The 21,291-nt window shown below is 72.8% G+C and carries 23 protein-coding genes; 16 read left to right on the plus strand and 7 right to left on the minus strand.

Annotated elements, in window-relative coordinates:
- The first annotated feature begins 258 nt into the window (after window positions 1–258).
- From ACFYZQ_RS36515 to ACFYZQ_RS36530, 4 genes are read left to right on the plus strand one after another with little or no spacing between them, the layout of a single operon-like run.
- Window positions 259–1,185: an ABC transporter ATP-binding protein gene (locus ACFYZQ_RS36515; protein ID WP_389157618.1), complete on the plus strand. Its 927-nt coding sequence runs from the start codon at window positions 259–261 to the stop codon at window positions 1,183–1,185.
- On the plus strand, window positions 1,182–1,922 hold the full coding sequence (locus ACFYZQ_RS36520; protein ID WP_389157621.1) for an ABC transporter permease: 741 nt from the start codon (window positions 1,182–1,184) through the stop codon (window positions 1,920–1,922). The genes ACFYZQ_RS36515 and ACFYZQ_RS36520 overlap by 4 nt, the downstream gene beginning before the upstream one ends.
- Before the next feature lie 5 nt (window positions 1,923–1,927).
- Entirely contained in the window at window positions 1,928–3,124 is a 1,197-nt protein-coding gene (locus ACFYZQ_RS36525; protein WP_389157830.1) for a sensor histidine kinase, read from the plus strand.
- A complete protein-coding gene (locus tag ACFYZQ_RS36530) occupies window positions 3,121–3,735 on the plus strand; it encodes a DNA-binding response regulator (protein ID WP_389157624.1) in 615 nt (204 codons plus the stop codon). Before ACFYZQ_RS36525 ends, ACFYZQ_RS36530 begins: the two co-directional genes overlap by 4 nt.
- A gap of 22 nt (window positions 3,736–3,757) precedes the next feature.
- On the opposite strand, the gene ACFYZQ_RS36535 is transcribed toward ACFYZQ_RS36530, so the two are convergent.
- Window positions 3,758–4,609: a tetratricopeptide repeat protein gene (locus ACFYZQ_RS36535; protein ID WP_389157627.1), complete on the minus strand. Its 852-nt coding sequence runs from the start codon at window positions 4,607–4,609 to the stop codon at window positions 3,758–3,760.
- Window positions 4,610–4,627: 18 nt separating this feature from the next.
- Window positions 4,628–5,746, minus strand: a complete 1,119-nt coding sequence (locus ACFYZQ_RS36540; RefSeq protein WP_389157630.1) for a GNAT family N-acetyltransferase — start codon at window positions 5,744–5,746, stop codon at window positions 4,628–4,630.
- A gap of 140 nt (window positions 5,747–5,886) precedes the next feature.
- On the opposite strand from ACFYZQ_RS36540, the gene fdxA reads away from it, so the two are divergent.
- Entirely contained in the window at window positions 5,887–6,207 is a 321-nt protein-coding gene (fdxA, locus tag ACFYZQ_RS36545) for a ferredoxin (RefSeq protein ID WP_030669097.1), read from the plus strand.
- Between the two features lie 105 nt (window positions 6,208–6,312).
- Entirely contained in the window at window positions 6,313–7,410 is a 1,098-nt protein-coding gene (locus ACFYZQ_RS36550; protein ID WP_389157632.1) for a bifunctional succinyldiaminopimelate transaminase/glutamate-prephenate aminotransferase, read from the plus strand.
- Window positions 7,411–7,504: 94 nt separating this feature from the next.
- Here the strand turns inward: ACFYZQ_RS36550 and ACFYZQ_RS36555 are convergent, their stop codons facing one another.
- A complete protein-coding gene (locus ACFYZQ_RS36555) occupies window positions 7,505–8,011 on the minus strand; it encodes an ATP-binding protein (RefSeq protein ID WP_389157634.1) in 507 nt (168 codons plus the stop codon).
- A 285-nt stretch (window positions 8,012–8,296) separates the two neighbouring features.
- Entirely contained in the window at window positions 8,297–9,232 is a 936-nt protein-coding gene (locus ACFYZQ_RS36560) for a heavy metal transporter (protein ID WP_389157636.1), read from the minus strand.
- A 180-nt stretch (window positions 9,233–9,412) separates the two neighbouring features.
- Here ACFYZQ_RS36560 and dapE point away from each other — a divergent pair, with 180 nt between their 5' ends.
- A complete protein-coding gene (gene dapE, locus ACFYZQ_RS36565; protein WP_389157639.1) occupies window positions 9,413–10,492 on the plus strand; it encodes a succinyl-diaminopimelate desuccinylase in 1,080 nt (359 codons plus the stop codon).
- Between the two features lie 103 nt (window positions 10,493–10,595).
- A complete protein-coding gene (locus ACFYZQ_RS36570; RefSeq protein ID WP_389157641.1) occupies window positions 10,596–11,354 on the plus strand; it encodes a TIGR00730 family Rossman fold protein in 759 nt (252 codons plus the stop codon).
- Window positions 11,355–11,601: 247 nt separating this feature from the next.
- Here the strand turns inward: ACFYZQ_RS36570 and folP are convergent, their stop codons facing one another.
- The gene (gene folP / locus ACFYZQ_RS36575) at window positions 11,602–12,462 is read right to left on the minus strand and encodes a dihydropteroate synthase (protein WP_389157644.1); all 861 of its coding nucleotides are present in this window, start codon (window positions 12,460–12,462) and stop codon (window positions 11,602–11,604) included.
- Window positions 12,463–12,588: 126 nt separating this feature from the next.
- Between folP and ACFYZQ_RS36580 the strand changes: the two genes are divergently transcribed.
- Together ACFYZQ_RS36580 and ACFYZQ_RS36585 are read left to right on the plus strand one after the other, a co-directional pair.
- Window positions 12,589–12,939 carry a DivIVA domain-containing protein gene (locus tag ACFYZQ_RS36580; protein ID WP_389157646.1) on the plus strand — a complete coding sequence of 117 codons (351 nt, stop codon included), beginning with the start codon at window positions 12,589–12,591 and terminating at the stop codon, window positions 12,937–12,939.
- Window positions 12,936–13,520: a DNA-3-methyladenine glycosylase I gene (locus tag ACFYZQ_RS36585; protein WP_389157649.1), complete on the plus strand. Its 585-nt coding sequence runs from the start codon at window positions 12,936–12,938 to the stop codon at window positions 13,518–13,520. The genes ACFYZQ_RS36580 and ACFYZQ_RS36585 overlap by 4 nt, the downstream gene beginning before the upstream one ends.
- Before the next feature lie 9 nt (window positions 13,521–13,529).
- Here ACFYZQ_RS36585 and ACFYZQ_RS36590 read toward each other — a convergent pair whose 3' ends face one another.
- Window positions 13,530–14,333 carry an enoyl-CoA hydratase/isomerase family protein gene (locus ACFYZQ_RS36590; RefSeq protein WP_389157652.1) on the minus strand — a complete coding sequence of 268 codons (804 nt, stop codon included), beginning with the start codon at window positions 14,331–14,333 and terminating at the stop codon, window positions 13,530–13,532.
- Between the two features lie 379 nt (window positions 14,334–14,712).
- Here ACFYZQ_RS36590 and ACFYZQ_RS36595 point away from each other — a divergent pair, with 379 nt between their 5' ends.
- Window positions 14,713–14,880 (plus strand): DUF3117 domain-containing protein, encoded by a 168-nt coding sequence (locus ACFYZQ_RS36595; protein ID WP_018544333.1) that lies wholly within the window; start codon window positions 14,713–14,715, stop codon window positions 14,878–14,880.
- 175 nt (window positions 14,881–15,055) lie between these two features.
- Here the strand turns inward: ACFYZQ_RS36595 and ACFYZQ_RS36600 are convergent, their stop codons facing one another.
- Window positions 15,056–15,727, minus strand: coding sequence for an O-methyltransferase (locus tag ACFYZQ_RS36600; RefSeq protein ID WP_389157833.1), 672 nt, complete (start codon window positions 15,725–15,727; stop codon window positions 15,056–15,058).
- A 259-nt stretch (window positions 15,728–15,986) separates the two neighbouring features.
- Between ACFYZQ_RS36600 and sigE the strand changes: the two genes are divergently transcribed.
- From sigE to ACFYZQ_RS36625, 5 genes are all read left to right on the plus strand, one after another.
- Window positions 15,987–16,694: an RNA polymerase sigma factor SigE gene (sigE, locus tag ACFYZQ_RS36605; RefSeq protein WP_389157836.1), complete on the plus strand. Its 708-nt coding sequence runs from the start codon at window positions 15,987–15,989 to the stop codon at window positions 16,692–16,694.
- On the plus strand, window positions 16,691–17,662 hold the full coding sequence (locus ACFYZQ_RS36610; RefSeq protein WP_389157654.1) for a zf-HC2 domain-containing protein: 972 nt from the start codon (window positions 16,691–16,693) through the stop codon (window positions 17,660–17,662). The genes sigE and ACFYZQ_RS36610 overlap by 4 nt, the downstream gene beginning before the upstream one ends.
- 135 nt (window positions 17,663–17,797) lie before the next feature.
- A complete protein-coding gene (locus tag ACFYZQ_RS36615; RefSeq protein WP_389157657.1) occupies window positions 17,798–19,732 on the plus strand; it encodes a trypsin-like peptidase domain-containing protein in 1,935 nt (644 codons plus the stop codon).
- A gap of 204 nt (window positions 19,733–19,936) precedes the next feature.
- Window positions 19,937–20,386: a sec-independent translocase gene (locus tag ACFYZQ_RS36620; RefSeq protein ID WP_389157660.1), complete on the plus strand. Its 450-nt coding sequence runs from the start codon at window positions 19,937–19,939 to the stop codon at window positions 20,384–20,386.
- Between the two features lie 173 nt (window positions 20,387–20,559).
- The gene (locus tag ACFYZQ_RS36625; protein ID WP_389157664.1) at window positions 20,560–21,231 is read left to right on the plus strand and encodes a hypothetical protein; all 672 of its coding nucleotides are present in this window, start codon (window positions 20,560–20,562) and stop codon (window positions 21,229–21,231) included.
- Window positions 21,232–21,291 lie beyond the last annotated feature (60 nt).

Here is a 21,291-nt window from a genome sequence, read left to right on the forward strand (position 1 = left end):
CCCCCGCTGCCCGGTCCTCAATCGCCGTACCCGGTCGCGGGGCCCGCCGCCCCCCCCCCCCCCCCCCCCGGGCCCCCCCGGGGGCCCCCCCCCCCCCCGGCGGGGGGGGGGGGGGGGGGGGGGGGGGGGGGGCCGCGCCCCCCCCCCCCCCCCCCCTCCCTCACGTCATGTCACCCCCCGCCGCATGACATCTGTCATCCGGCACTCGGGACCGCCGACACTGACGGCGCACCGGCCGCCGGGGCCAGCATGTACGTCATGACAACGACAGCGGCGACCACCGGCACCCCGGTGGTCGGGTTCGATCAGGTGAGCAAGACGTACGGGAGCACCCGGGCCGTGGACGGGCTCTCGCTGCGGCTGCACCCGGGCGAGACCGTGGCCCTGCTGGGCCCGAACGGTGCCGGCAAGTCCACCACCCTCGACCTGCTGCTCGGCCTCAAGCAGGCCGACGGCGGCACGGTCAGCGTCTTCGGCACCAGCCCGCGCCAGGCGATCGTCGCCGGACGTGTCGGGGCCATGCTGCAGAGCGGCGGGCTGATGGACGAGGTCACCGTCGCCGAGCTGGTCCGGCTCGCCTGCGACCTGCACCCGAGGCCGTACAAGGTCACCGACGTGCTCGCCCGCGCCGGTGTCAACCAGATCGCCGACCGCAAGGTCAACAAGCTCTCCGGCGGCCAGGCCCAGCGCGTCCGCTTCGCCCTCGCCACCGCCGGCGACAGCGACCTGATCGTCCTGGACGAGCCGACCACCGGCATGGACGTCTCCGCCCGCCAGGCTTTCTGGGCCACCATGCGCGAGCAGGCCGACCAGGGGCGGACCGTGCTGTTCGCCACGCACTACCTGGAAGAGGCCGACGCCATCGCCGACCGCGTCCTGGTCCTGCACCGGGGCCGGCTGCTGGCCGACGGCACCGCCGCCGAGATCAAGGCCAAGGCGGGCGCCCGCCGTGTCTCCTTCGACCTGGAGGGCGAGATCGACGAGACCGCCCTGCGCGGCCTGCCGTTCCTGGGCGCGATCGACATATCGGGCCAGACCGTCCGCATCCAGTCCACCGACGCCGACGCCACCGTGCACGCCCTGTACGGCCTGGGCGTCTACCCCCGCAACCTCGAAGTCGCCGGGCTCGGACTCGAGCAGGCGTTCGTCGCCATCACGGAGGCCGAGGAGGCCAAGCAGTCATGAACTCGCTGATCAGGCTCGAACTGGCCCGCGCCCTGCGCAACAAGAAGTTCCTGTTCTTCTCGGTGCTCTACCCCTCGTTCATCTACCTGATCTTCTCGAGCAGCGCCGGCTCGGGCGAGAAGGTCGGCGACAGCGGGCTGACCGTCGCCACCTACCTGATGGTCTCCATGGCCTCCTTCGGCGCCCTGACGGCCGTCCTGATGGGCAACAGCGAGCGCATCGCCAAGGAGCGCGAGAGCGGCTGGGTACGGCAGCTGCGGCTCACCACGCTGCCCGGGCGCGGTTACGTCCTCGCCAAGACCGCCAGCGCGGCGGTGGTCAGCCTGCCGTCGATCATCGTGGTGTTCATCGTCGCCGCGACCGTCAAGCATGTACGACTGGACGCCTGGCAGTGGCTCGCTCTCACCGGTGTCATCTGGGCGGGCAGCCTGGTCTTCGCCGCGCTCGGCGTCGCCATCGGCTACGTCGCCTCAGGGGACGCGGTCCGCCCCATCACGATGATCGTGTACTTCGGGATGTCGATCCTCGGCGGCCTGTGGATGCCGTCGACGACCTTCCCGCAGTGGCTGCAGAACATCGCCAAGTGGCTGCCCACGCACGCGTACGCTGCCCTCGGACGGGCGATCGAACAGAGCCAGGCCCCGCACACCCAGGACATCGCCGTCCTCGCCGTCTACTTCCTCCTCTTCGCGGGCGGCGCGGCCTGGCTGTACCGGAAGGACACGCTGAAGGCGTGAGCACGATGACGGAAGTCCCGGTGGCCGGGGAGCCCCGGAGGGAGTCGCCGATCCCTCTGGGGCAGTCGCCCAGCAGCCGCAAGGACATGCTGCTGCGCAAGGTGTTGTGGATCGGTGTCTGGCTGGTCTTCCTCAGCTCGCCCATCCACGATCTCGTCGCCGGGAACCACACCGTCGCGGGCACCACGGCCGGCTGGCTGGGCCTCGCGGTGTTCGTCGGGCTCTACCTGGCGCTGGTCTTCCGGAACATGGGCACAGTGATGGCCCCGCGGCGCGTCGCCGGTGTGCTCGTCGCCCTCGGCGTGCTGGCGACCGGCTTGAGCCTCACGCTCGGCGCGCACTGGCTGGGCCTGTACTGCTACGTCTCCGTCGCCTGCGGGTCCACCCTCCCGCTGCGGATCGCGCGCTGGGCGATCCCCGCGACGGCCGGGACGATGCTCCTGGTCGGTCTGCACGCCGGCGAGGACGAGGCCCAGAACCTGCTCGTCCTGGTCGTGCTCATCGGGTTCGCCATGACCGGGGTCGTGCAACTCCTCCGTACGACCGTCGAGTTGCGCAAGGCCCGGGCCACCGTCGCCCAGCTCGCCGCCAACGAGGAACGGCTGCGCCTCGCCCGCGATCTGCACGACCTGCTCGGCCACTCGCTGTCCCTGATCACGCTGAAGAGCGAGCTGGCGGGCCGGATGCTCCCCGACCACCCCGACAAGGCGGCCCAGCAGGTCGCCGACATCGAACAGGTCAGCCGCCAGGCGCTGGTGGACGTACGGGAGGCGGTCACCGGCTACCGGCGCCCGCGCCTGGCGGCCGAACTGGCCGGTGCCCAGGTCGCCCTGACCGCGGCCGGGGTCGTCGCCGAGGTGCCCGCCGAACCGGACCTGGCCGGCGTCCCCGAGGAGACCGAGGCCACCCTCGCCTGGGCGCTGCGCGAGGCGGTCACCAACGTGGTACGGCACAGCGGTGCCGGACGCTGCACCGTGGAGGTCCTGCGCCGTCAGACCCTGGACGGCCCCGTCCTCGAACTCGCCGTCGAGGACGACGGGTCGGGCGGTTCGGGCAAGGGGCCGGGCAACGGCCTCACCGGCCTGACCGAGCGTCTGGAGAAGGCCGGCGGCACCCTCGAGGCGGGCCGGGGCAGACGGGGTTTCCGGCTGGTCGCCCGTGTACCCGCGCCCACCGCCGGGGACGTAATATCCGGGGCATGAGCAGCACGATCAAGGTCCTCCTCGCCGAGGACCAGTCGATGGTCCGGGAGGCGCTGGCCGCCCTGCTCGGCCTCGAGGACGACATCGACGTCGTCGCCCAGGTGTCGCGCGGGGACGAGGTGCTGGCCGCCGCCCGCGAGCACGGCGTGGACGTCGCCCTGCTCGACATCGAGATGCCGGGCTGCACCGGTATCGAGGCCGCCGCCCAGGTCCACAAGGAGCTGCCCGCGGTCAAGCTGGTCGTGCTCACCACCTTCGGGCGGCCCGGCTACCTGCGCAGCGCCATGGAGGCGGGCGCCGACGCCTTCCTGGTCAAGGACGCCCCCGCCGCCCAGCTCGCCGCGGCGGTGCGCAAGGTGCTGGCCGGCGAACGCGTCATCGACCCCACCCTCGCCGCGGCGGCCCTCGCCGAGGGCGCCAATCCGCTCACGGACCGCGAACGCGAGATCCTGCGCGCCGCCGCCGACGGCTCCACCAACGCGGAACTGGCGGCCGCCCTGCACCTGTCCCAGGGGACGGTACGCAACTACCTCTCCACGGCGATCCAGAAACTCGCGGTACGCAACAGGGCGGAGGCGGTCCGGATCGCACGGGAGAAGGGCTGGCTGTAGCGGAACGGACCCGCCCAGGCGGTCAGTTCAGCATCGCCCGTGCCGCATGCGCCTGCTGCCGTACCCGGTCCGCGGCCGTCTCGTCCACCACTTCCACCAGCTCGGCATACGCGTCGAGTTCGGCCGCGCCCTCGGTGAAGTCGCCTCGCTGCACCAGTAGTTGAGCCCGCTCATAGCGCAGCCGGGCCGGACGGGACGGCAGCAGCAACGACAACTCCACGGCCCACAAGCCCACATCCGACCGTTCCGGGCGGGCCGCCGCCCACGCCCGGACGTTGTTCAGGATCCGCGTCACCACATCCAAGGGCGCCGCGGGCACCAGCATCGCCGGATCCACCGGAGCCCCCGTCGCCCCGGCCACCAACAACTCGGCGTCGGACCCGGTCAGCACCCGCCCGCCGTCGAACGGATCGGCGAGCACCTGCTCCGCGGCCGTTCCCAGCCCGACCACGAAGTGGCCCGGCAGCGCGACCCCGTACACCGGTGCCCCGGCCCGCCGGGCGACCTCCATCCACACCACCGACAACAGGATCGGCAGCCCGCGCCGCCGCCGCAGCACCTCGTGCAGCAGCGAGGACTCCAGCCGCTGGTAGTCCGCGGCACAGCCCCGGAACCCGTACCGGTCGCCGAGCAGCTCGCACAGCGCCACCGCCCACGCGTGCGGACCACCCGGCCGGAACGGCAGCTCTCCCGCCAGCCGGTCCAGCTCCACCTGCGCCGCGTCCAGGCCGGCCTCGTCCACGGAGCCGTCCGCCTGCGCGGCGAGCAGCAGGCACAGCGCCGACAGGTCGGGCCGCTCGGACCGCGCCTCCTCGGCGAACCGCTGCCGCAGCTCGGCGGTCCGCCCGGGGGGTGGGGGATAGGGGGCACTCATGACAGGCACCTGCCCCGTTCAGCAGGATCCGTGCGGCGGGCCGGCGGGGTCCTCCGGCGCGCGGTAGTGGTGGTACGCGTGGTGCGCCGAGAAGCCCAGCCCGGCGTACAGCGCCCGAGCGGCCTCGTTGTCCGTCTCGACCTGCAGCCAGGCCGCCGAGGCGCCCTCCTCCATGGCCCGGCGGGCGAGGGCGGCCATCACGGCCGTGGCCAGCCCGCGCCGCCGTGCGGCCGGGTCCACCTCGACGGCGGCGAAACCGGCCCACCGACCGTCCACGACACACCGGCCGATGGCGAGCGGTGCGCCACCGTCCTCCCGGGGGTCCGGGGGAACCGTCGCGAACCACACCGACGGCCCCGAGCCCAGCACCTTCAGGGCCACCTCACTCACCCCTTTGCGCTGATACCGCGCCAGCCACGCCTCGTCCGCCTCCCGGGCCAGCACCACCTCGGTGCCCTCGGCCCGGTCGGCGACCGGCGCCAGTGCGCCGATCCACAGCTCGGCACTCACCTCGCGCACCCAGCCGCGCCGCTCCAGCTCCGCGCAGAGCAGTTCCTGGGTGCCCTCGGCGCCGGTGGCGGTCTGGATGTACGCGGGGAGACCGCGCTCGCCGTACCAGCGTCGTACGGCCGCCAGGGCTTCGTCGAGGGGCAGCCCGGGATCGCCGGCCGCCGACACGCTGTTCGCCCGCCTGGTGAAGCCCGCCCGTCGCCCGGCCACCGCCCCCCACGGACGCTCCCCCGGAGCTGAACGCCTGGGGGGACCCCCATCGCGCGGCACCTTCTCGACTGCAGCCCTCAGCTCCCACTCGCCCAGCCGCTCGCTCTCCACCGGACGCCACGCCCGGGACGCGACGTGCGCCAGCTCGGAGTGGGTGGCGGACGGGCCCCGGCGACGCGCCGGGGCGGCCGGGACCACCTTGCCCGCGACCAGCGCGGACTCCGGAATCCGGACGCTCTCGCCGTTGCGCTGTGTGATCAGCAGCACGCCGTCGTCCCATGATGTGAGAACACCCACCGTGTCGGTGAACTTCTCCTCCGACGCTTCAGTGTCCCTCAAGCGCCGTACGGAGACTCGTTTGCCCACGTCAGCAGCGGTGACACGGACTGTGAAGTGCCCAGCGGCCGAGATTTCCACAGGTCAGTTCACCCCTCCTGTTCGGATCATGCCCAGGAACGGAGATACTAGGGGCGGGCATCGACGACGCCGCGCTCCCGCGCGCCAGGCGGCGGAGCCTGAGGAGGCCCGCCAGCGCCCTATCGAGGAGGAACGACAGCGTGACCTACGTCATCGCGCAGCCTTGTGTCGACGTCAAGGACAAGGCGTGCATCGAGGAGTGCCCGGTCGACTGCATCTACGAGGGCCAGCGGTCCTTGTACATCCACCCGGACGAATGCGTCGACTGTGGTGCCTGTGAGCCGGTCTGCCCGGTCGAGGCGATCTTCTACGAGGACGACACTCCGGAGGAGTGGAAGGACTACTACAAGGCGAACGTCGAGTTCTTCGACGAGCTCGGCTCCCCGGGCGGCGCCAGCAAGCTGGGGCTGATCGAGCGGGACCACCCCTTCATCGCCGCGCTGCCGCCGCAGAACCAGTAAGAGCGGCCGCATCCGCGCTCCTTCGGTCCCGTACGGCACGATCGTCCTGATCGCCGCCGTACGGGGCCGAGGCGTTTGCCGAAGCAGAAAGTGAGCCAGATCCCCGTGTCCGCAGTCTCCGACCGGCTCCCGACCTTTCCCTGGGACAAGCTGGAGCCCTACAAGAAGACGGCCGCGGCCCACCCGGACGGCATGGTCGACCTCTCGGTCGGTACGCCGGTGGACCCGGTCCCCGAGATCGTCCAGAAGGCCCTGATCGCCGCGGCCGACTCCCCGGGCTACCCGACGGTATGGGGCACCCCGGCGCTGCGCGACGCGATCACGGGCTGGGTCGAGCGCCGCCTCGGTGCCCGTGGGGTCACCCACCGCCACGTGCTGCCGATCGTCGGCTCCAAGGAGCTGGTGGCCTGGCTCCCCACCCAGCTGGGCCTGGGCCCCGGTGACAGGGTCGCCTTCCCCCGTCTGGCCTATCCGACGTACGAGGTCGGCGCCCGGCTGGCCCGTGCCGAGTACGAGGCCTACGACGATGCGACCGAGCTGGACCCGGCGGGCCTGAAGCTGCTCTGGCTGAACTCGCCCTCCAACCCCACCGGCCAGGTGCTGGCCAAGGAGGAGCTGACCCGGATCGTCGCCTGGGCCCGCGAGCACGGCGTGCTGCTGGTCTCCGACGAGTGCTACCTCGAGCTGGGCTGGGAGGCCGACCCGGTCTCGGTCCTGCACCCGGACGTGAACGGCGGCTCGTACGACGGTGTCGTGGCCGTCCACTCGCTGTCCAAGCGCTCCAACCTGGCGGGCTACCGCGCGGCCTTCCTGGCCGGCGACCCGGCCGTCCTGGGCCCGCTGCTGGAGATCCGCAAGCACGGCGGCATGATGACCTCCGCCCCCACCCAGGCGGCCGTCGTGGCGGCGCTGGGCGACGACACCCACGTCCACGAGCAGCGCGAGCGCTACGCGGCCCGGCGCACCGTGCTCCGCGACGCCCTCCTCGCCCACGGCTTCCGCATCGAGCACAGCGAGGCCAGTCTCTACCTGTGGGCCACTCGTGACGAGTCCTGCTGGGAGACGGTCGCCCACCTGGCCGACCGGGGGATCCTCGTCGCCCCGGGCGACTTCTACGGTCCGGCGGGCGAGAAGTTCGTACGCGTGGCCCTGACGGCGACGGACGAGCGGGTCGCGGCCGCGGTACGCAGGCTGACCGAGTAGCGCCGCCTCCGCGCGGACCGACGCGGGACAGCACAGGGCGAAGGGGCCCGGGAGACGTCCCGGGCCCCTTCGCCGCGAAGATCAGCAGCCGGACTCAGGCGCCGAGCTGGGGCACACCCTTGGTGCTCGGCAGCGACGGGGCCGGGAGCGAGGACGTCGGCAGCCCGCCCTTGGCCACCGGGAGCGACGCCCCCGGCACCCCGCCCTTGGTGAGGGAACCCGTCGGCAGCCCGCCCTTCGTGGCCGTGGACGCGGTGTCGCCCACGACACCGCCGGTGGTTCCCGCCACTTCCCCGGCGGTCCGCTGCGCCGCCGGCGTCGCCTTCTTCAGAAGCTTGCCACCGGTCTTGCCCGCGGCGGGCACCGCCTTCTTGACCGCCTGGCCACCGGTCTCACCCGCGACCCCGGTGACGTTCTGCGTGGTGCTGTCGATGGCGTTGCCGGCGCTGGCCCCGTCCAGTGCGGTCAGCCCGCCGGTGTTCGGGGTGGCAGGCAGGTTCGTGGCCGCGCCGGCAGAGCCGGCCGCACCGACCCCGGCGGCCGCTCCCGCTGCGACAATCAGCGCGGCACGGGCGATCCGGCGGGTCAGGGGGAGGGACATGATGCTCCTTCGCGGAAGGGAGAAGAACTGATCGTCCGTACTCGGACGCAGTGAATACCGCACGAGTCCCGCGAAGGTTGCGGAGGCGAGGGGTAACGAATTGATAACGCATCGCATTATCTGCTGTGGATAAAAGCGAGCGAAAGGTGTCCCGAGGGGTGTCCCGCAGAAACCTTACGGCCCTTTTTCCGCAAGGGTTCGGCGAGCCGGAGGGTGACCGCGCGAAAACCTGCGCACCCACACCCCCGACCCGCACCGCATGACCCTGACGGGTGAGTTCCCGTACTACTGCCCGGTCACGATCCGCACGGCATCCGTGGCCGCCGCCCCGGCGCCGCCGGTACTCGTGGACCCGGTGCTGCGCCACCGGCTCCGCGTGCTCCCGGCGGTCCACTCGCGCCCGGCGTAGGACACCCGCTCGATGTGCAGGGCCGAGGAGTTGGCCACCGCCCAGTGCGCCAACTGCCAGCCGCGCTCCCGCGCCGCCCGCTTCGCCCGGGTGTTCGTGCCGTGCGCCGGCACGTCGGCGGGCACCGGCACGGTCACCGTCCGCCCGTGCGCCTCGGTCGTCACACTCGGGGACGGCGTCGCCGCCCCCTTGCCGCTCACCTCGGCGCCGGCCTCCTGCAGGGCGTCGCGCCCGAAGTCCCGTACCAGTGCGGTGCGCACCCCGTCCGGGCCGATCGCCGCGACCTGTGTCTGCGGACGGCCGTCGCAGGTCAGGGTGGCCGCCGCGCGCCCGGTCAGCGCGGCGGCGAGCAGCGTGGCGTCGGGTTCGTGCTTGGCGTACGCCTCCGGGTAGCCGCTGCGCTGCACGCGCTGCGCGGCCACGGTGAGCGGCAGCTCCCTGTAGTCGGGGACCTTGGCCAGGTGCTCGTAGAAGATGCCCGCCGCGTACGTCGGGTCCATGATCTGCTTCTCGGTGCCCCAGCCCTGCGAGGGCCGCTGCTGGAACAGGCCCAGCGAGTCGCGGTCCCCGTGTTCTATGTTGCGCAGCCCCGACTCCTGCAGTGCGGTCGCCAGGGCGATGGCCACCGCCCGCTCGGGCATTCCGCGTCCGGTGCCGACGGCGGTGATCGTCGCCGCGTTCACCGCCTGTTCGGGCGTGAACTCGTAGGACGCCCCGTCGCCCTTCGCCGAGACGACCCGGCAGCCCGGAGCGCCCGCGCCTCCGGTGACGTACTGCACGAGGAGATAGCCCACGACGGCGAGAAGGACCACGATGGCCGCCCCGAAACGGAAGAGGCGGCCACGGCGCTTGGGGGCGTTCGCGGTACCCGGACTGCCGGGACCACTGGGAACGCCAGGGGTAGTTGGGGACGGCTCTGGCACGCGTACAAGGTACTGGAGCCCGCTGTGACCCCTGCGCCGGGTTCCGGGTGGCAGGTTAGGGTCGAAACCATGGCCGACACCACGCTTGACCTCACTCTGGACGCCGCCGCGCTCACCGCGCGGCTGGTCGACTTCCGCTCCGAGAGCGGCGCCGAGAAGCCGCTCGCGGACGCGATCGAGAGCGCGCTGCGTGCCCTGCCGCACCTGAGGGTCGACCGGTACGGCAACAACGTGATCGCCCGCACCGACCTCGGCCGGGCGGAGCGGGTGATCCTGGCCGGCCACATCGACACGGTGCCCATCGCCGGCAACGTCCCCTCGCGTCTCGACGAGGACGGCGTCCTGTGGGGGTGCGGCACCTGCGACATGAAGTCGGGCGTCGCGGTCCAGCTCCGCGTCGCGGCGACGGTCCCGGCCCCCAACCGCGACCTCACCTTCGTCTTCTACGACAACGAGGAGGTCGCCGCCGACCTCAACGGCCTGCGGCACGTTGCCGAGGCCCACCCCGAATGGCTGGCGGGCGACTTCGCGGTGCTGCTCGAACCGTCCGACGGACAGGTCGAGGGCGGCTGTCAGGGCACGCTCCGGGTGCTGCTGAAGACCAAGGGCGAGCGGGCCCACTCGGCGCGCGCCTGGATGGGCTCGAACGCGATCCACGCGGCGGCCCCCGTCCTGGCACGCCTGGCCTCGTACGAGCCGCGCTACCCCGTCATCGACGGCCTGGAGTACCGCGAGGGCCTGAACGCGGTGGGGATCAGCGGCGGCGTGGCCGGCAACGTCATCCCCGACGAGTGCGTGGTCACGGTCAACTTCCGCTACGCGCCCGACCGTACGGAGGAGGAGGCCGTCGCGCACGTCCGCGAGGTCTTCGCCGGCTGCGGTGTCGAGGAGTTCGTGGTGGACGACCACAGCGGTGGGGCGCTGCCGGGGCTGTCCCACCCGGCGGCGGTCCGGTTCATCGAGGCGGTCGGTGGTACCCCGCAGCCGAAGTACGGCTGGACGGACGTCTCCCGGTTCTCGGCCCTGGGCATCCCCGCGGTCAACTACGGTCCCGGTAACCCGCACTTGGCGCACAAGCGGGACGAACGGGTCGAAACCGGGAAGATCCTGGCGGGCGAGGAACGGCTGCGCGCCTGGCTCACGGACTGACGCCCCGGCCGCCGCTGCGTGGCGGACACGCGCGCGTCCCCCGTCCGTAACCCCCGGCGATCTACGCTGAGGCGGAAAGACCCGGCAAGCGGAGGGAGCGCACATGGCTACCGGCAACCCCGAGGGCAAGAAGCAGCCACCGGAGGAGCAGCGGCTGGGACCGGTCCTGAGACGGCGCGGACAGGTGACCGCGAGCACGACGGACCAGCGTCTGCTGGACGAGCGCGCCCCCACCGACTGGGTGCACACGGACCCCTGGCGGGTCCTGCGCATCCAGTCGGAGTTCATCGAGGGCTTCGGCACCCTCGCCGAACTCCCGCCCGCCATCAGTGTGTTCGGCTCGGCGCGGACGCCCGTGGACTCACCCGAGTACGAGGCCGGCGTCCGCCTCGGCCGCGGCCTGGTCCAGGCGGGCTGGGCGGTCATCACGGGGGGCGGCCCGGGCGCCATGGAGGCGGCCAACAAGGGCGCCTCTGAGGCGGGCGGCACGTCGGTCGGCCTGGGCATCGAGCTGCCCTTCGAGCAGGGGCTCAACCCCTACGTCGACATCGGGCTCAACTTCCGGTACTTCTTCGTCCGCAAGATGATGTTCGTCAAATACGCCCAGGGTTTCGTGGTGCTGCCCGGCGGCCTCGGCACCCTCGACGAACTCTTCGAGGCCCTCACCCTCGTCCAGACCCAGAAGGTCACCCGCTTCCCCATCGTCCTCTTCGGCAGCGAGTACTGGGGCGGTCTCGTCGACTGGCTGAAGAACACGCTGGTGGCCCAGGGCAAGGCGGCGGAGAAGGACCTCCTCCTCTTCCACGTCACGGACGAGGTGGACGAGGCGGTGGCCCTGGTGTCCAAGGAAGCCGGCCGCTGACGGGCCGCTGACGCTGGGTCTGCGCGGGTGCGGGAGGCTCCGGTGGACCCCGCTGGGGGCTCCGCCCCCCAGACCCCCGGGCCTGCGCCCACCCACCACACGAGGCCGTTCAGGCCGAAGCGGGGTCCGGGGGCGCAGCCCCCGGCGGGATGCAGGGGCGGAGCCCCGCGGGGGTTCAGGGAGCGGAGGCCCCTGGGGAAGGGGAGGGGCGGCAGGGGCGAGGAGACCGCGGGTCAGCCCCGGTGGGCTACGCCAGGCCCCGGCGGGCGACAGCCGGCGGTCGGTGGCCCGCGATCGACGAAACCATGTCCAGTACCTGCCGGGTCTCCGCCACCTCGTGCACCCGGTACACCCGCGCCCCCAGCCACGCCGAGACGGCCGTGGTCGCCAGCGTCCCCACCACCCGCTCCTTGACCGGCCGGTCCAACGTCTCGCCGACGAAGTCCTTGTTGGACAGCGACACCAGCACGGGCCACCCCGTGGCGACCATCTCCCCCAGCCGCCGCGTCGCCTCGAGACTGTGCCGCGTGTTCTTCCCGAAGTCGTGCCCGGGATCGATCAGCACCGACTCCCGGGGCACCCCGAGCGAGACCGCCCGCTCGGCCAGCCCCAGCGTCACCCGCAGGATGTCGGCCATGACGTCGTCGTACGTCACCCGGTGCGGCCGCGTCCGCGGCTCGGCGCCACCCGCGTGCGTGCACACCAGCCCCACCCCGTACCGCGCCGCGACCTCCGCCAGCCCCGGGTCCACCCCGCCCCACGCGTCGTTGAGCAGGTCCGCCCCGGCCTCGCAGACCGCCGCCCCCACCTCGGCCCGCCAGGTGTCCACGCTGATGACCACGTCGGGGAACCGCCGCCGCACCTCCGCGACGAACCCGACCGTGCGCCGCGCCTCCTCCACCGCGGACACCTCCTCGCCGGGCCCGGCCTTCACCCCGCCGATGTCGATGATCGCGGCGCCCTCGGCCACCGCCTGCTCCACGCGCGCGAGGGCCGGCTCGTCACGGAAGGTGGCCCCCTGGTCGTAGAAGGAGTCCGGGGTCCGGTTCACGATCGCCATGATCACCGGCTCGTGCGGTCCGAATTCCCGCCTGCCCAGCCTGAGCATCCCCTGTGACCTCTCCTAGTACGTCCGTCTCCACAGCCGCCTGCGACCCTAACCGTCAGCCTCGCATGGCACGATCGGACCCAGCACTTTCGACAACGAGCACACCGAGCGTGGGGACCCTCAGCGATGGTTATGTTTCTGTTCCTGGTCGTCGCGCTCGCCGTCGTGGTCGCCGCGGTGACTCTCGCCGTGGTGGGCGGCGGCGAGAGCGGTCCGCTGCCCGAGGCCGCGCCGGAGCGCCTGCACGACCCGCTGCCGCCGGACCGCCCGGTCGCCCGCGCCGACGTGGAGAAGCTCCGCTTCCCGCTCGCGCCCCGCGGGTACCGCATGGCCGACGTGGACGACGCCCTCGGCCGCCTCGCCGCCGAACTCGCCGAGCGGGACGCCCGTATCGCCGACCTGGAGTCCGCGCTGGCCGGCGCCCACGCGGCGGCCCACGCCCCGCAGGACAAGCCCGTCCAGGAGGAGCAGCAGTGAGCGACGGCACCGCCCTCGCCGGCCCGGACGGCCTGCTGCGCTGCCCGTGGGCGCTGTCCGCCGCGGAGTACGTGACGTACCACGACGAGGAGTGGGGTCGCGCGGTCCACGGCGACGACGCCCTCTACGAGCGGCTCAGCCTGGAGGCCTTCCAGTCGGGCCTGTCCTGGATCACCATCCTGCGCCGCCGCCCGGGCTTCCGCGCCGCGTTCGCCGACTTCAAGATCGAGGCGGTGGCCGCCTTCACCGACGAGGACCGTGAGCGCCTGCTCGTCGATCCCGGCATCATCCGCAACCGCGCCAAGATCGACGCGACGCTCGCCAACGCACGCGTGCTCGCCGACTGGTCTCCGGGCGAGCTGGACGAGCTGATCTGGTCCCACGCCCCCGACCCGGACGGCCGCCCCGCGCCGAAGACCCTGGCGGACGTCCCGGCGGTCACGCCCGAGTCGACGGCCCTGTCGAAGGCCCTGAAGAAGCGGGGCCTGCGCTTCGTCGGCCCGACGACGGCGTACGCGCTGATGCAGGCGTGCGGCCTGGTGGACGACCACCTCGTGACCTGCGCGGCGCGACGGGCCTGAGCGCGACCCTCACCGGCCCAGGTACTTCGGCCTCTCCTTGTTCACGAAGGCCTGCACCGCGATCGCGTGGTCCTCGGACTGCCCCGCCCGCGTCTGGAGCTCGTCCTCCTTCTCGAGGCTCTCCGCGAGGGAGTGGGTGAGCCCGTACGCCACGGCCTCCTTGAGCGCCGCGTACGCCACGGTGGGCCCCTCGGCCAGGGCCCGCGCCGTCTTCTCGGCCTCGGCCCGCAGCTCACCGGCGGGCACGAGACGGCCCGCGATCCCGAGCTCGTAGGCCTCCTGCGCGGTGATGCTGCGCGGGAAGAGCAGCAGGTCGGCCGCCCGGCCCGGGCCGACGACCCGCGGCAGCGTCCACGAGATCCCGGAGTCGGCGGTCAGGGCGACGCCCGCGAAGGACGTGTTGAAGGCCGCCGTGTCCGCCACCACCCGGTAGTCGGCCGCGAGCGCGAACCCGAAGCCCGCCCCCGCCGCGACCCCGTTCACCGCCGCGACCACCGGCTTCGGTGCGCCGGTCAGAGCTCGCACGATCGGGTTGTAGTGCTCCCGCACGGTGCTCATCGTGTGCCCCGAGCCGGTCTCCCGGTCTGCGGCCAGCAGCCCGATGTGCTCCTTGAGGTCCTGCCCCACACAGAACGCCCGGTCCCCGGCCGCGGTCAGCAGCACGGCCCGTACCGCCTCGTCGGAGGCCGCCGCCTCCGCCGCCTCCCGGAGGGCGACCTTGGTCGCGATGTTCAGCGCGTTCATCGCCTCGGGGCGGTTCAGCGTGATCGTCGCGAGCCCGTCGCTGACCTCGTAGAGCACGGTGTCGGCCATGGCGTGTCCCCTCCGGTTCCGGTGTCACGGTCCGGCGTACCGCTCGGTACGTCCGGTGTCTGAAGGACAGCATGGCCGAGATCGTCGTCGGCGTATCGGACCGGACGTGTGACCTGCGTCAAAGAATGTTCTCGTGTCCTGGGCCCCCGGACGTCCGCGCGGTGGCGCAGTATCGCAGTCGCATCGCCGAATTGAGTGGTTTTGCTCGCGCGCGTTGCCCAAGCGATGCCTACCGATGTTGGTCATCGGGTCGTGCGATGCGGGATAATGGCCTGGAAGCAATGTGTTCGATGCCGGTGTCGCGTGTCCGTCCGGACCGTGCGTGCCCGCCCAGGGCCGTCGGCTGACGATGAGCTGGGTTTCAGGAAGGGGAACGAGCATGGCGGCCATGAAGCCGCGGACGGGTGACGGCCCGCTCGAGGTGACCAAGGAGGGGCGGGGCATCGTCATGCGCGTTCCGCTCGAAGGCGGCGGTCGGCTCGTCGTCGAGCTGACCCCCGACGAGGCCGAAGCGCTCGGCGACGCCCTCAAGAAGGTCGTCGTCTGACGCGCCGGCGATCCTGTACTTCCGGCTGCCCCCGGCACCGCCACGGTGCCGGGGGCAGCCGCATCCCCAGACCTGTCCCCGCGCTCGGGTACCCGCCGCCCCGGCGTTCACGCCCGGCCGCGCCGGACGGCACGACGAACGGCCACGAGGGGCGCCCACGACGGACGGCCGCGTGTCACCGCTTGACCGCGCACAGCAGGCCGTCGCCCACCGGCAGCAGGGACGGGACCAGTTCCTGGCTCTCCCGGACCGTGCGCAGCAGCTCCCGCAGCCGCAGCACCTCCGTGGGCTGCGGTCCCGAGTCCATCGTCCGGCCGTGCGCGAAGACGCCCTCGAACACCACCAGGCCCCCCGGACGCAGCAGACGCAACGATTCGGCGAGGTAGTCCAGGTACTCCAGGCGGTCACCGTCGCAGAAGACCAGGTCGTAGCCCGCGTCCGCGAGGCGGGGCAGCACGTCCAGGGCGCGGCCGGGGATGAAGCGGGCGCGGTTGCTGGCGAAGCCGCAGGCACGGAAGGCCTGCCGGGCGAACTGCTGGTGCTCCGGCTCGGGGTCCACGGTGGTCAGCACCCCGTCCGGGCGCATCCCGTGCAGCAGGTGGATCCCGGAGACGCCGGTACCGGTGCCGATCTCCGCGACCGCCTTCGCGTCCGCGGTGGCGGCGAGCAACCGCAGCGCGGCGCCGGTGCCGGGCGTCACCGAGCGCAGCCCGGCCTCCCTGGCCCGGTCACGGGCCCAGCGCAGAGCGTCGTCCTCGGCGACAAAGGCGTCGGCGAACGCCGAGCTCGTCAGCCGGTTGCCGGTAATGGCCCTCTCCTGTCCCGTGTTTGCCTGGCGTGACTGTATCCGTTGCCCCGGGAACCCGCAGATGGGACCAGGCGTTTAGAGGGGTGAGCGAGTCACGGGGGATCCCGACGGGGGGCAGGAGATGGAGCAGGGTGCCGAGCAAGTGCTGACGCAGCCGCACGAGCCGTGTCAGCACAGATCAAATTCTCGTAAAACCGCTTATCCGGAGCTAACGGACGAGGTGGCTATGGTAGGGGCTCCACTGGACACCACCAGAGCTGACAGGGGAGGTGCGGCCACGCCTTTGGACCGGGGAGGAGTGCTGCGGCGCTTCCTCGGATCGGCGGGCAGGCCGAAATCCGTGAACGACACCGCTGCCGACCACGGCCACACGGCCGACGTCGCCCAGACCGCGACCTTCTCCACCGACGCGGACGGGCAGGCGTGGACTCCGCCCACCTGGGAGGAGATCGTCAGCACGCACAGCGGCCGGGTCTACCGGCTGGCGTACCGTCTCACGGGCAACCAGCACGACGCCGAGGACCTCACTCAGGAGGTCTTCGTCCGTGTCTTCCGCTCCCTGTCGACGTACTCGCCGGGCACCTTCGAGGGCTGGCTGCACCGCATCACCACCAACCTCTTCCTGGACATGGTCCGGCGCAAGCAGCGCATCCGCTTCGACGCCCTCGGCGAGGACGCCGCCGAGCGACTGCCCAGCAAGGAGCCGACCCCCCAGCAGGTCTTCAACGACGCGCACTTCGACGCGGACGTCCAGCAGGCCCTGGACACCCTCGCGCCGGAGTTCCGTGCCGCCGTCGTGCTGTGCGACATCGAGGGGCTGTCGTACGAGGAGATCGCCGCGACCCTCGGCGTGAAGCTCGGCACGGTGCGCTCCCGCATCCACCGCGGCCGCTCCCAGCTCCGCAAGGCCCTGGCGCACCGCTCGCCGGAGGCCCGGGCGGCCGAGCGGCGGCGCTCCTTCGTGGCCCGTGTCCCCGTCCTGGGAGGAGGGGGCGCGACCGCGTGAGTGGATCACGGCCGAAACCTGCCGAGGGGCAGCTGGCAGAGCAGCATCTGGGAGACCGGCTCTCCGCCCTGGTGGACGGAGAGCTCGGTCATGAGGCCCGTGAGCGCGTCCTGGCCCACCTGGCCACCTGCGCCCGGTGCAAGGCGGAGGCGGACGCCCAGCGCCGTCTGAAGAACGTGTTCGCGGAGGCGGCCCCGCCGCCTCCCTCGGAGAGCCTCCTGGCCCGTCTCCAGGGGCTCCCCGGGGGAGGTGATGCGGATGGCGGTGGCTCGCCGTCGCCCGGGGGATTCTCCGCAAGGGCCTCCGACACCGGCGTCTTCGGAGTGAGCCGCGGCGAGCGGTTCGCCTTCGGGTACGTCCCCGCCCGCCCGCACATCCCCGCCTCCGTCGCCGACCGCGGTTTCCGCATCCACCCCGTCGGCCGGACGGAAGCCGAACGGTCCGCCTCGCGAGGGCGGCGGTTCGCGTTCGTCGCCGCCGGGGCGGTGTCACTGGCCGCGGTCGCGCTGGGCGGTGTGACCACCGGTTTCCCGGCCGACCCGGCCGCGGACGCGCGCGGCGGCTCCGGCACCGGCGGAACCGTGGCTCCGGCCCGCACGACCGGCTCCGGGGCGACACCGGCGACCGAGAACCAGCGCCGCCGCTCGGCAGCGCCGCTGCTGGCGCAGGGCACACGGCTGGGACCGACGCTGACGGCGCCGACCTCCGTGGCCGCCCCCCTGCTGCCCGGAATGCCGTCTCCCGCCGGGCGGGACCAGCAGACCGTGTCGGCCACTCCGCTGATGGCCGGTGCGGGCGTCATGTCCCCGTTGATACGGCCGATCGGTCCCACCCCGCCGTTCACCCTGACCACGTGGTCCTCGATCCCCGAGGTCACCGGCCCCGGCCTGCTCGCCGCTCCCGTCCCCGACAGCACCTCCGCCCCTGTCGTCCCCTCGCCCTCCACCTCTTCCCGCACGGCTCCCTGACCCGGCGCTCCGCGTCAGGGCCCGCACACCTGGTTGAATCCTGTGTGGGTCGTGCCCGCGGTGTGACGGGGGCGCGGAATCGACGATCCGCGGCCACCACGGACAAGCCGGGCCGCGGCGAGCGGTGGGGAGAACATGAACGAGGGGAACGGGGCCCAGCAGGGGGAGACCGGGCAGGGCGGCGCCGACTTCGAGCCGACCCGAGCCGCGCGTGACGCCTCGACCGAGGGCGACTTCGAACTGGCCGACCCGGCACCGGTCCCGCCGACGCGCGGCCCCGGCGGCCCTGTGACCGGCCCGGACGATCCCGTGGCCCGGGGCGTGGCCGGAGAGCACGAGGCAGGCACCGTGCCTTTTGACGCACCGGTGCCCGGCCGGGAGCCGACGGTTCCGGTGGGGCCGGTTGTGGGGGAGTCCGGTGGGCCTGCGGCGGTCCTGGAGTCCGAAGCTCCTGTGGCCCCGGCCGTGCGGGAGTCCGGCGGGGATGCGGCAGGGCGACCGCGAGGTGCGCCGGGCCCGGCCGTGGGGGAGCCCGAGGGGATGGTGGCCGAGGCTGCGGCGTCGCCGACCGGGCAGGGTGCCGGTGAGCCGGTGGACCGGGCGTCCGCTGCCGGTCCGGTGTCCGTCGCCGGTTCGGCCTCCCCGCCCGTCGAACGGCCCAGGCCCCTGCACGACCCCGACCCGTACAGCACGCCGCCGTACGGTCGGCCGGGTCCCTGGGCACCCGCTCCGCCGGTCCAGCACCCGGCGGCCCACACAGCGGCGGTTCCGGCGCCAGCGGTCGTTCCGGCGCCTGCCGGCCCACCGCCCGCCGCGCCTCCCGGTGCCACCGCCCAGCTTCCCCCGGAGGCGCCGCCCCCCGGCCCCTGGCAGCGCTACGACCCCTGGGCCGCCGCGTCCCAGGCCCACGCCCCGTTCCAGCAGTCCGGTGCCGCCGTGCCCACGGCGAGGCAGCGGCGCAGGCGGGCCGGGCGGATCCTCGCGGGCGGGGCGTTGCTGCTCGCGCTCGTGTCCGGGGGTGTCGGTGGTGTCGTGGGCGCGTATCTGGAGCGCGACGGCGGCCCGGGGACCGTACGGCTGCCGCAGGCCGGCAAGGAGCCCGCCGGGCGCCCCGCGGACAGCGTGGCGGGGATCGCCGCCCGCGCGCTGCCCAGCGTCGTCACGCTGCACGTGAAGGGCGACGACGAGCAGGACACCGGCACCGGCTTCGTCCTCGACACGCGCGGCCACATCCTCACCAACAACCACGTGGTCCAGCCCGCCGCGGCCGACGGCGAGATCACGGTGGCGTTCAGCAGCGGCGACACCGCCAAGGCCCGGATCGTCGGCCGGGACACCGGCTACGACCTGGCCGTCGTCCAGGTCAGCGGCGTACGCGGACTGAAGCCCCTGCCGCTCGGCAACTCCGACAACGTCCAGGTGGGCGACCCCGTCGTCGCCATCGGCGCGCCCTTCGACCTCGCGAACACCGTCACCTCGGGCATCGTCAGCGCCAAGGAACGGCCCATCACGGCGGGCGGCGGGAGCGGGGACGGCAGCGACGTGTCGTACGTCGACGCGTTGCAGACCGACGCCCCCATCAACCCGGGCAACTCCGGTGGGCCCCTCCTCGACTCCCTGGCCCGGGTCGTAGGCATCAACTCGGCCATCCGCTCCGCCGACAGCGGCTCGGACTCCGGGAGCGGCCAGGCCGGCTCCATAGGCCTCGGTTTCGCCATCCCGGTCAACCAGGCCAGGCGCGTCGCGGAGGAACTGATCAACACGGGCAAGGCGACCCACCCGGTGATCGGCGTCACCCTCGACATGGACTACAGCGGCGACGGCGCCCGCATCGGTGCCAAGGGCGGGGACGGCGGTCCCGCGGTCACCGTCGGTGGCCCCGGCTACCGGGCCGGCCTCAAAGCGGGTGACGTCATCACGGAGGTCGACGGCAAGGCCGTCCACTCCGGCGATGAGCTGATCGTCAGGACCCGCGCCCACCGCCCCGGCGACCGGCTTCGCCTCACCGTCCGGCGCGGCGGCCGGACGCGGGAGGTACCGCTCGTACTGGGGTCTTCCGGCAGCAACTGACAGGAACCTCACAGCTCGGGCCCCCACTCGTGGCCCGACAAGGCAAACAACCCGGAAAACCGGCCGTCCACACCCGGTCGGACACCTCGGGACGGTACCGGTCCGACGGGAACGCCGGGTACCGTGGATCCGGCCCGGACCACGGAAGACCCGCACCGCAGACCGCTGAGGGCCGAGGACCGAGGACATCGCGAGGAGCTTCAGGTGTTCAATGACATAGGACCACTCGAGCTGGTGACGATCGTCGTGCTCGCCGTGCTCGTCTTCGGTCCGGACAAGCTCCCGAAGGTGATCCAGGACATCACGCGGACGGTGCGGAAGATCCGCGAGTTCTCCGAGAGCGCCAAGCAGGACATCCGGCAGGAACTGGGCCCCGAGTTCAAGGACTTCGAGTTCGAGGACCTCAACCCCAAGACCTTCATCCGCAAGCAGCTGGACAACGACGAGCTGGGGCTGAAGGAGATCCGCAACGGCTTCGACCTGAAGAAGGAGATGGCCGAGGTCACGGACGCGGTCAACGGCCGCGAGGCCGAGGCCTCCGCCTCGTCCGGGGCGGGCTCCGCCGGTACCTCCGGCGGCCGTGTCGACATGGTCAAGAAGCCCGAGGACCCGGTCAAGGACGACCGTCCGCCCTTCGACGCGGACGCCACCTGAGCATCGCGCCCCCGCGCTGAACCGGCCGCCCGTGCGGACGCACGTGCCGGGCGGCTTCGCTGCTGCTCCCGGCGGTGTGGATATGCTGCCGAGTTGTTGTGCGGGCCGGGCGAGTACGCCCGAAGGGGGGCGGGCCGTCCCGGCCCGACGAGAGCAAGGAGGCGTCCGGGCACATGGAGACGACAAGTCGGTCAGCCGCGCAGGCGCCGGCCGCGGAGGGCGGACAGCAGGCCCCCTCCGCCCGGCGCACGGTCGACGGCTACCTGCTGGCGCCCTTCCCGTGGTACGGCCTCGACGAGGCGTTCACCGGGCCGCGCCGGCTGATGCAGGTCGGTACGGCGGCCGACGGCGCCGTCACGCACGGGTCGATCGGGCACGGCGACGAACCCTCCGTACGCAATGAGCACGTCGCGGCCTCCGCGGACGAGCCGAGGGAGAAGTTCGCGGTCGTGGTCACCGTGGCCGCGAACCCGCCCCGCAGGAGCGCCGACGGCACGGGGCTGCTGGAGGCGACGTCGGTCTCCTCCGCGGCCTGGCTGGCCGGCGTGGGCCTGCTGTCCTGCACCTGGCCCGGCCACCTGGACCACAGCCTGCGCGACGACTGGCTGGAGCAGCAGACGGAGACGGCGTGGGCCCTGGCGGACGACCTCGACGGCCCCGAGTGGTCGACGCTGTCCCTGCCCGTGGACGGTGTACCGGCGCCGTTCCACTACCGTGAGTCCGAGTTCGGCTGGGTGCTCGCCGGGACGACGCAGCAGGGGGTGCACCTGGGGGCGTACGGCAGGGGGATGAGCGCGTACGGGCTGGGCTTCGCCGCGATCAAGGATGTTTCCGCCTACGCGTGACACCCCTGCGCGCGACGAAGGGGCGCCGGTCGGTTCCGGCGCCCCTTCGTCGTAGGGCCC

It is taken from the genome of Streptomyces sp. NPDC001843, assembly GCF_042891955.1.
Classification (GTDB): domain Bacteria; phylum Actinomycetota; class Actinomycetes; order Streptomycetales; family Streptomycetaceae; genus Streptomyces.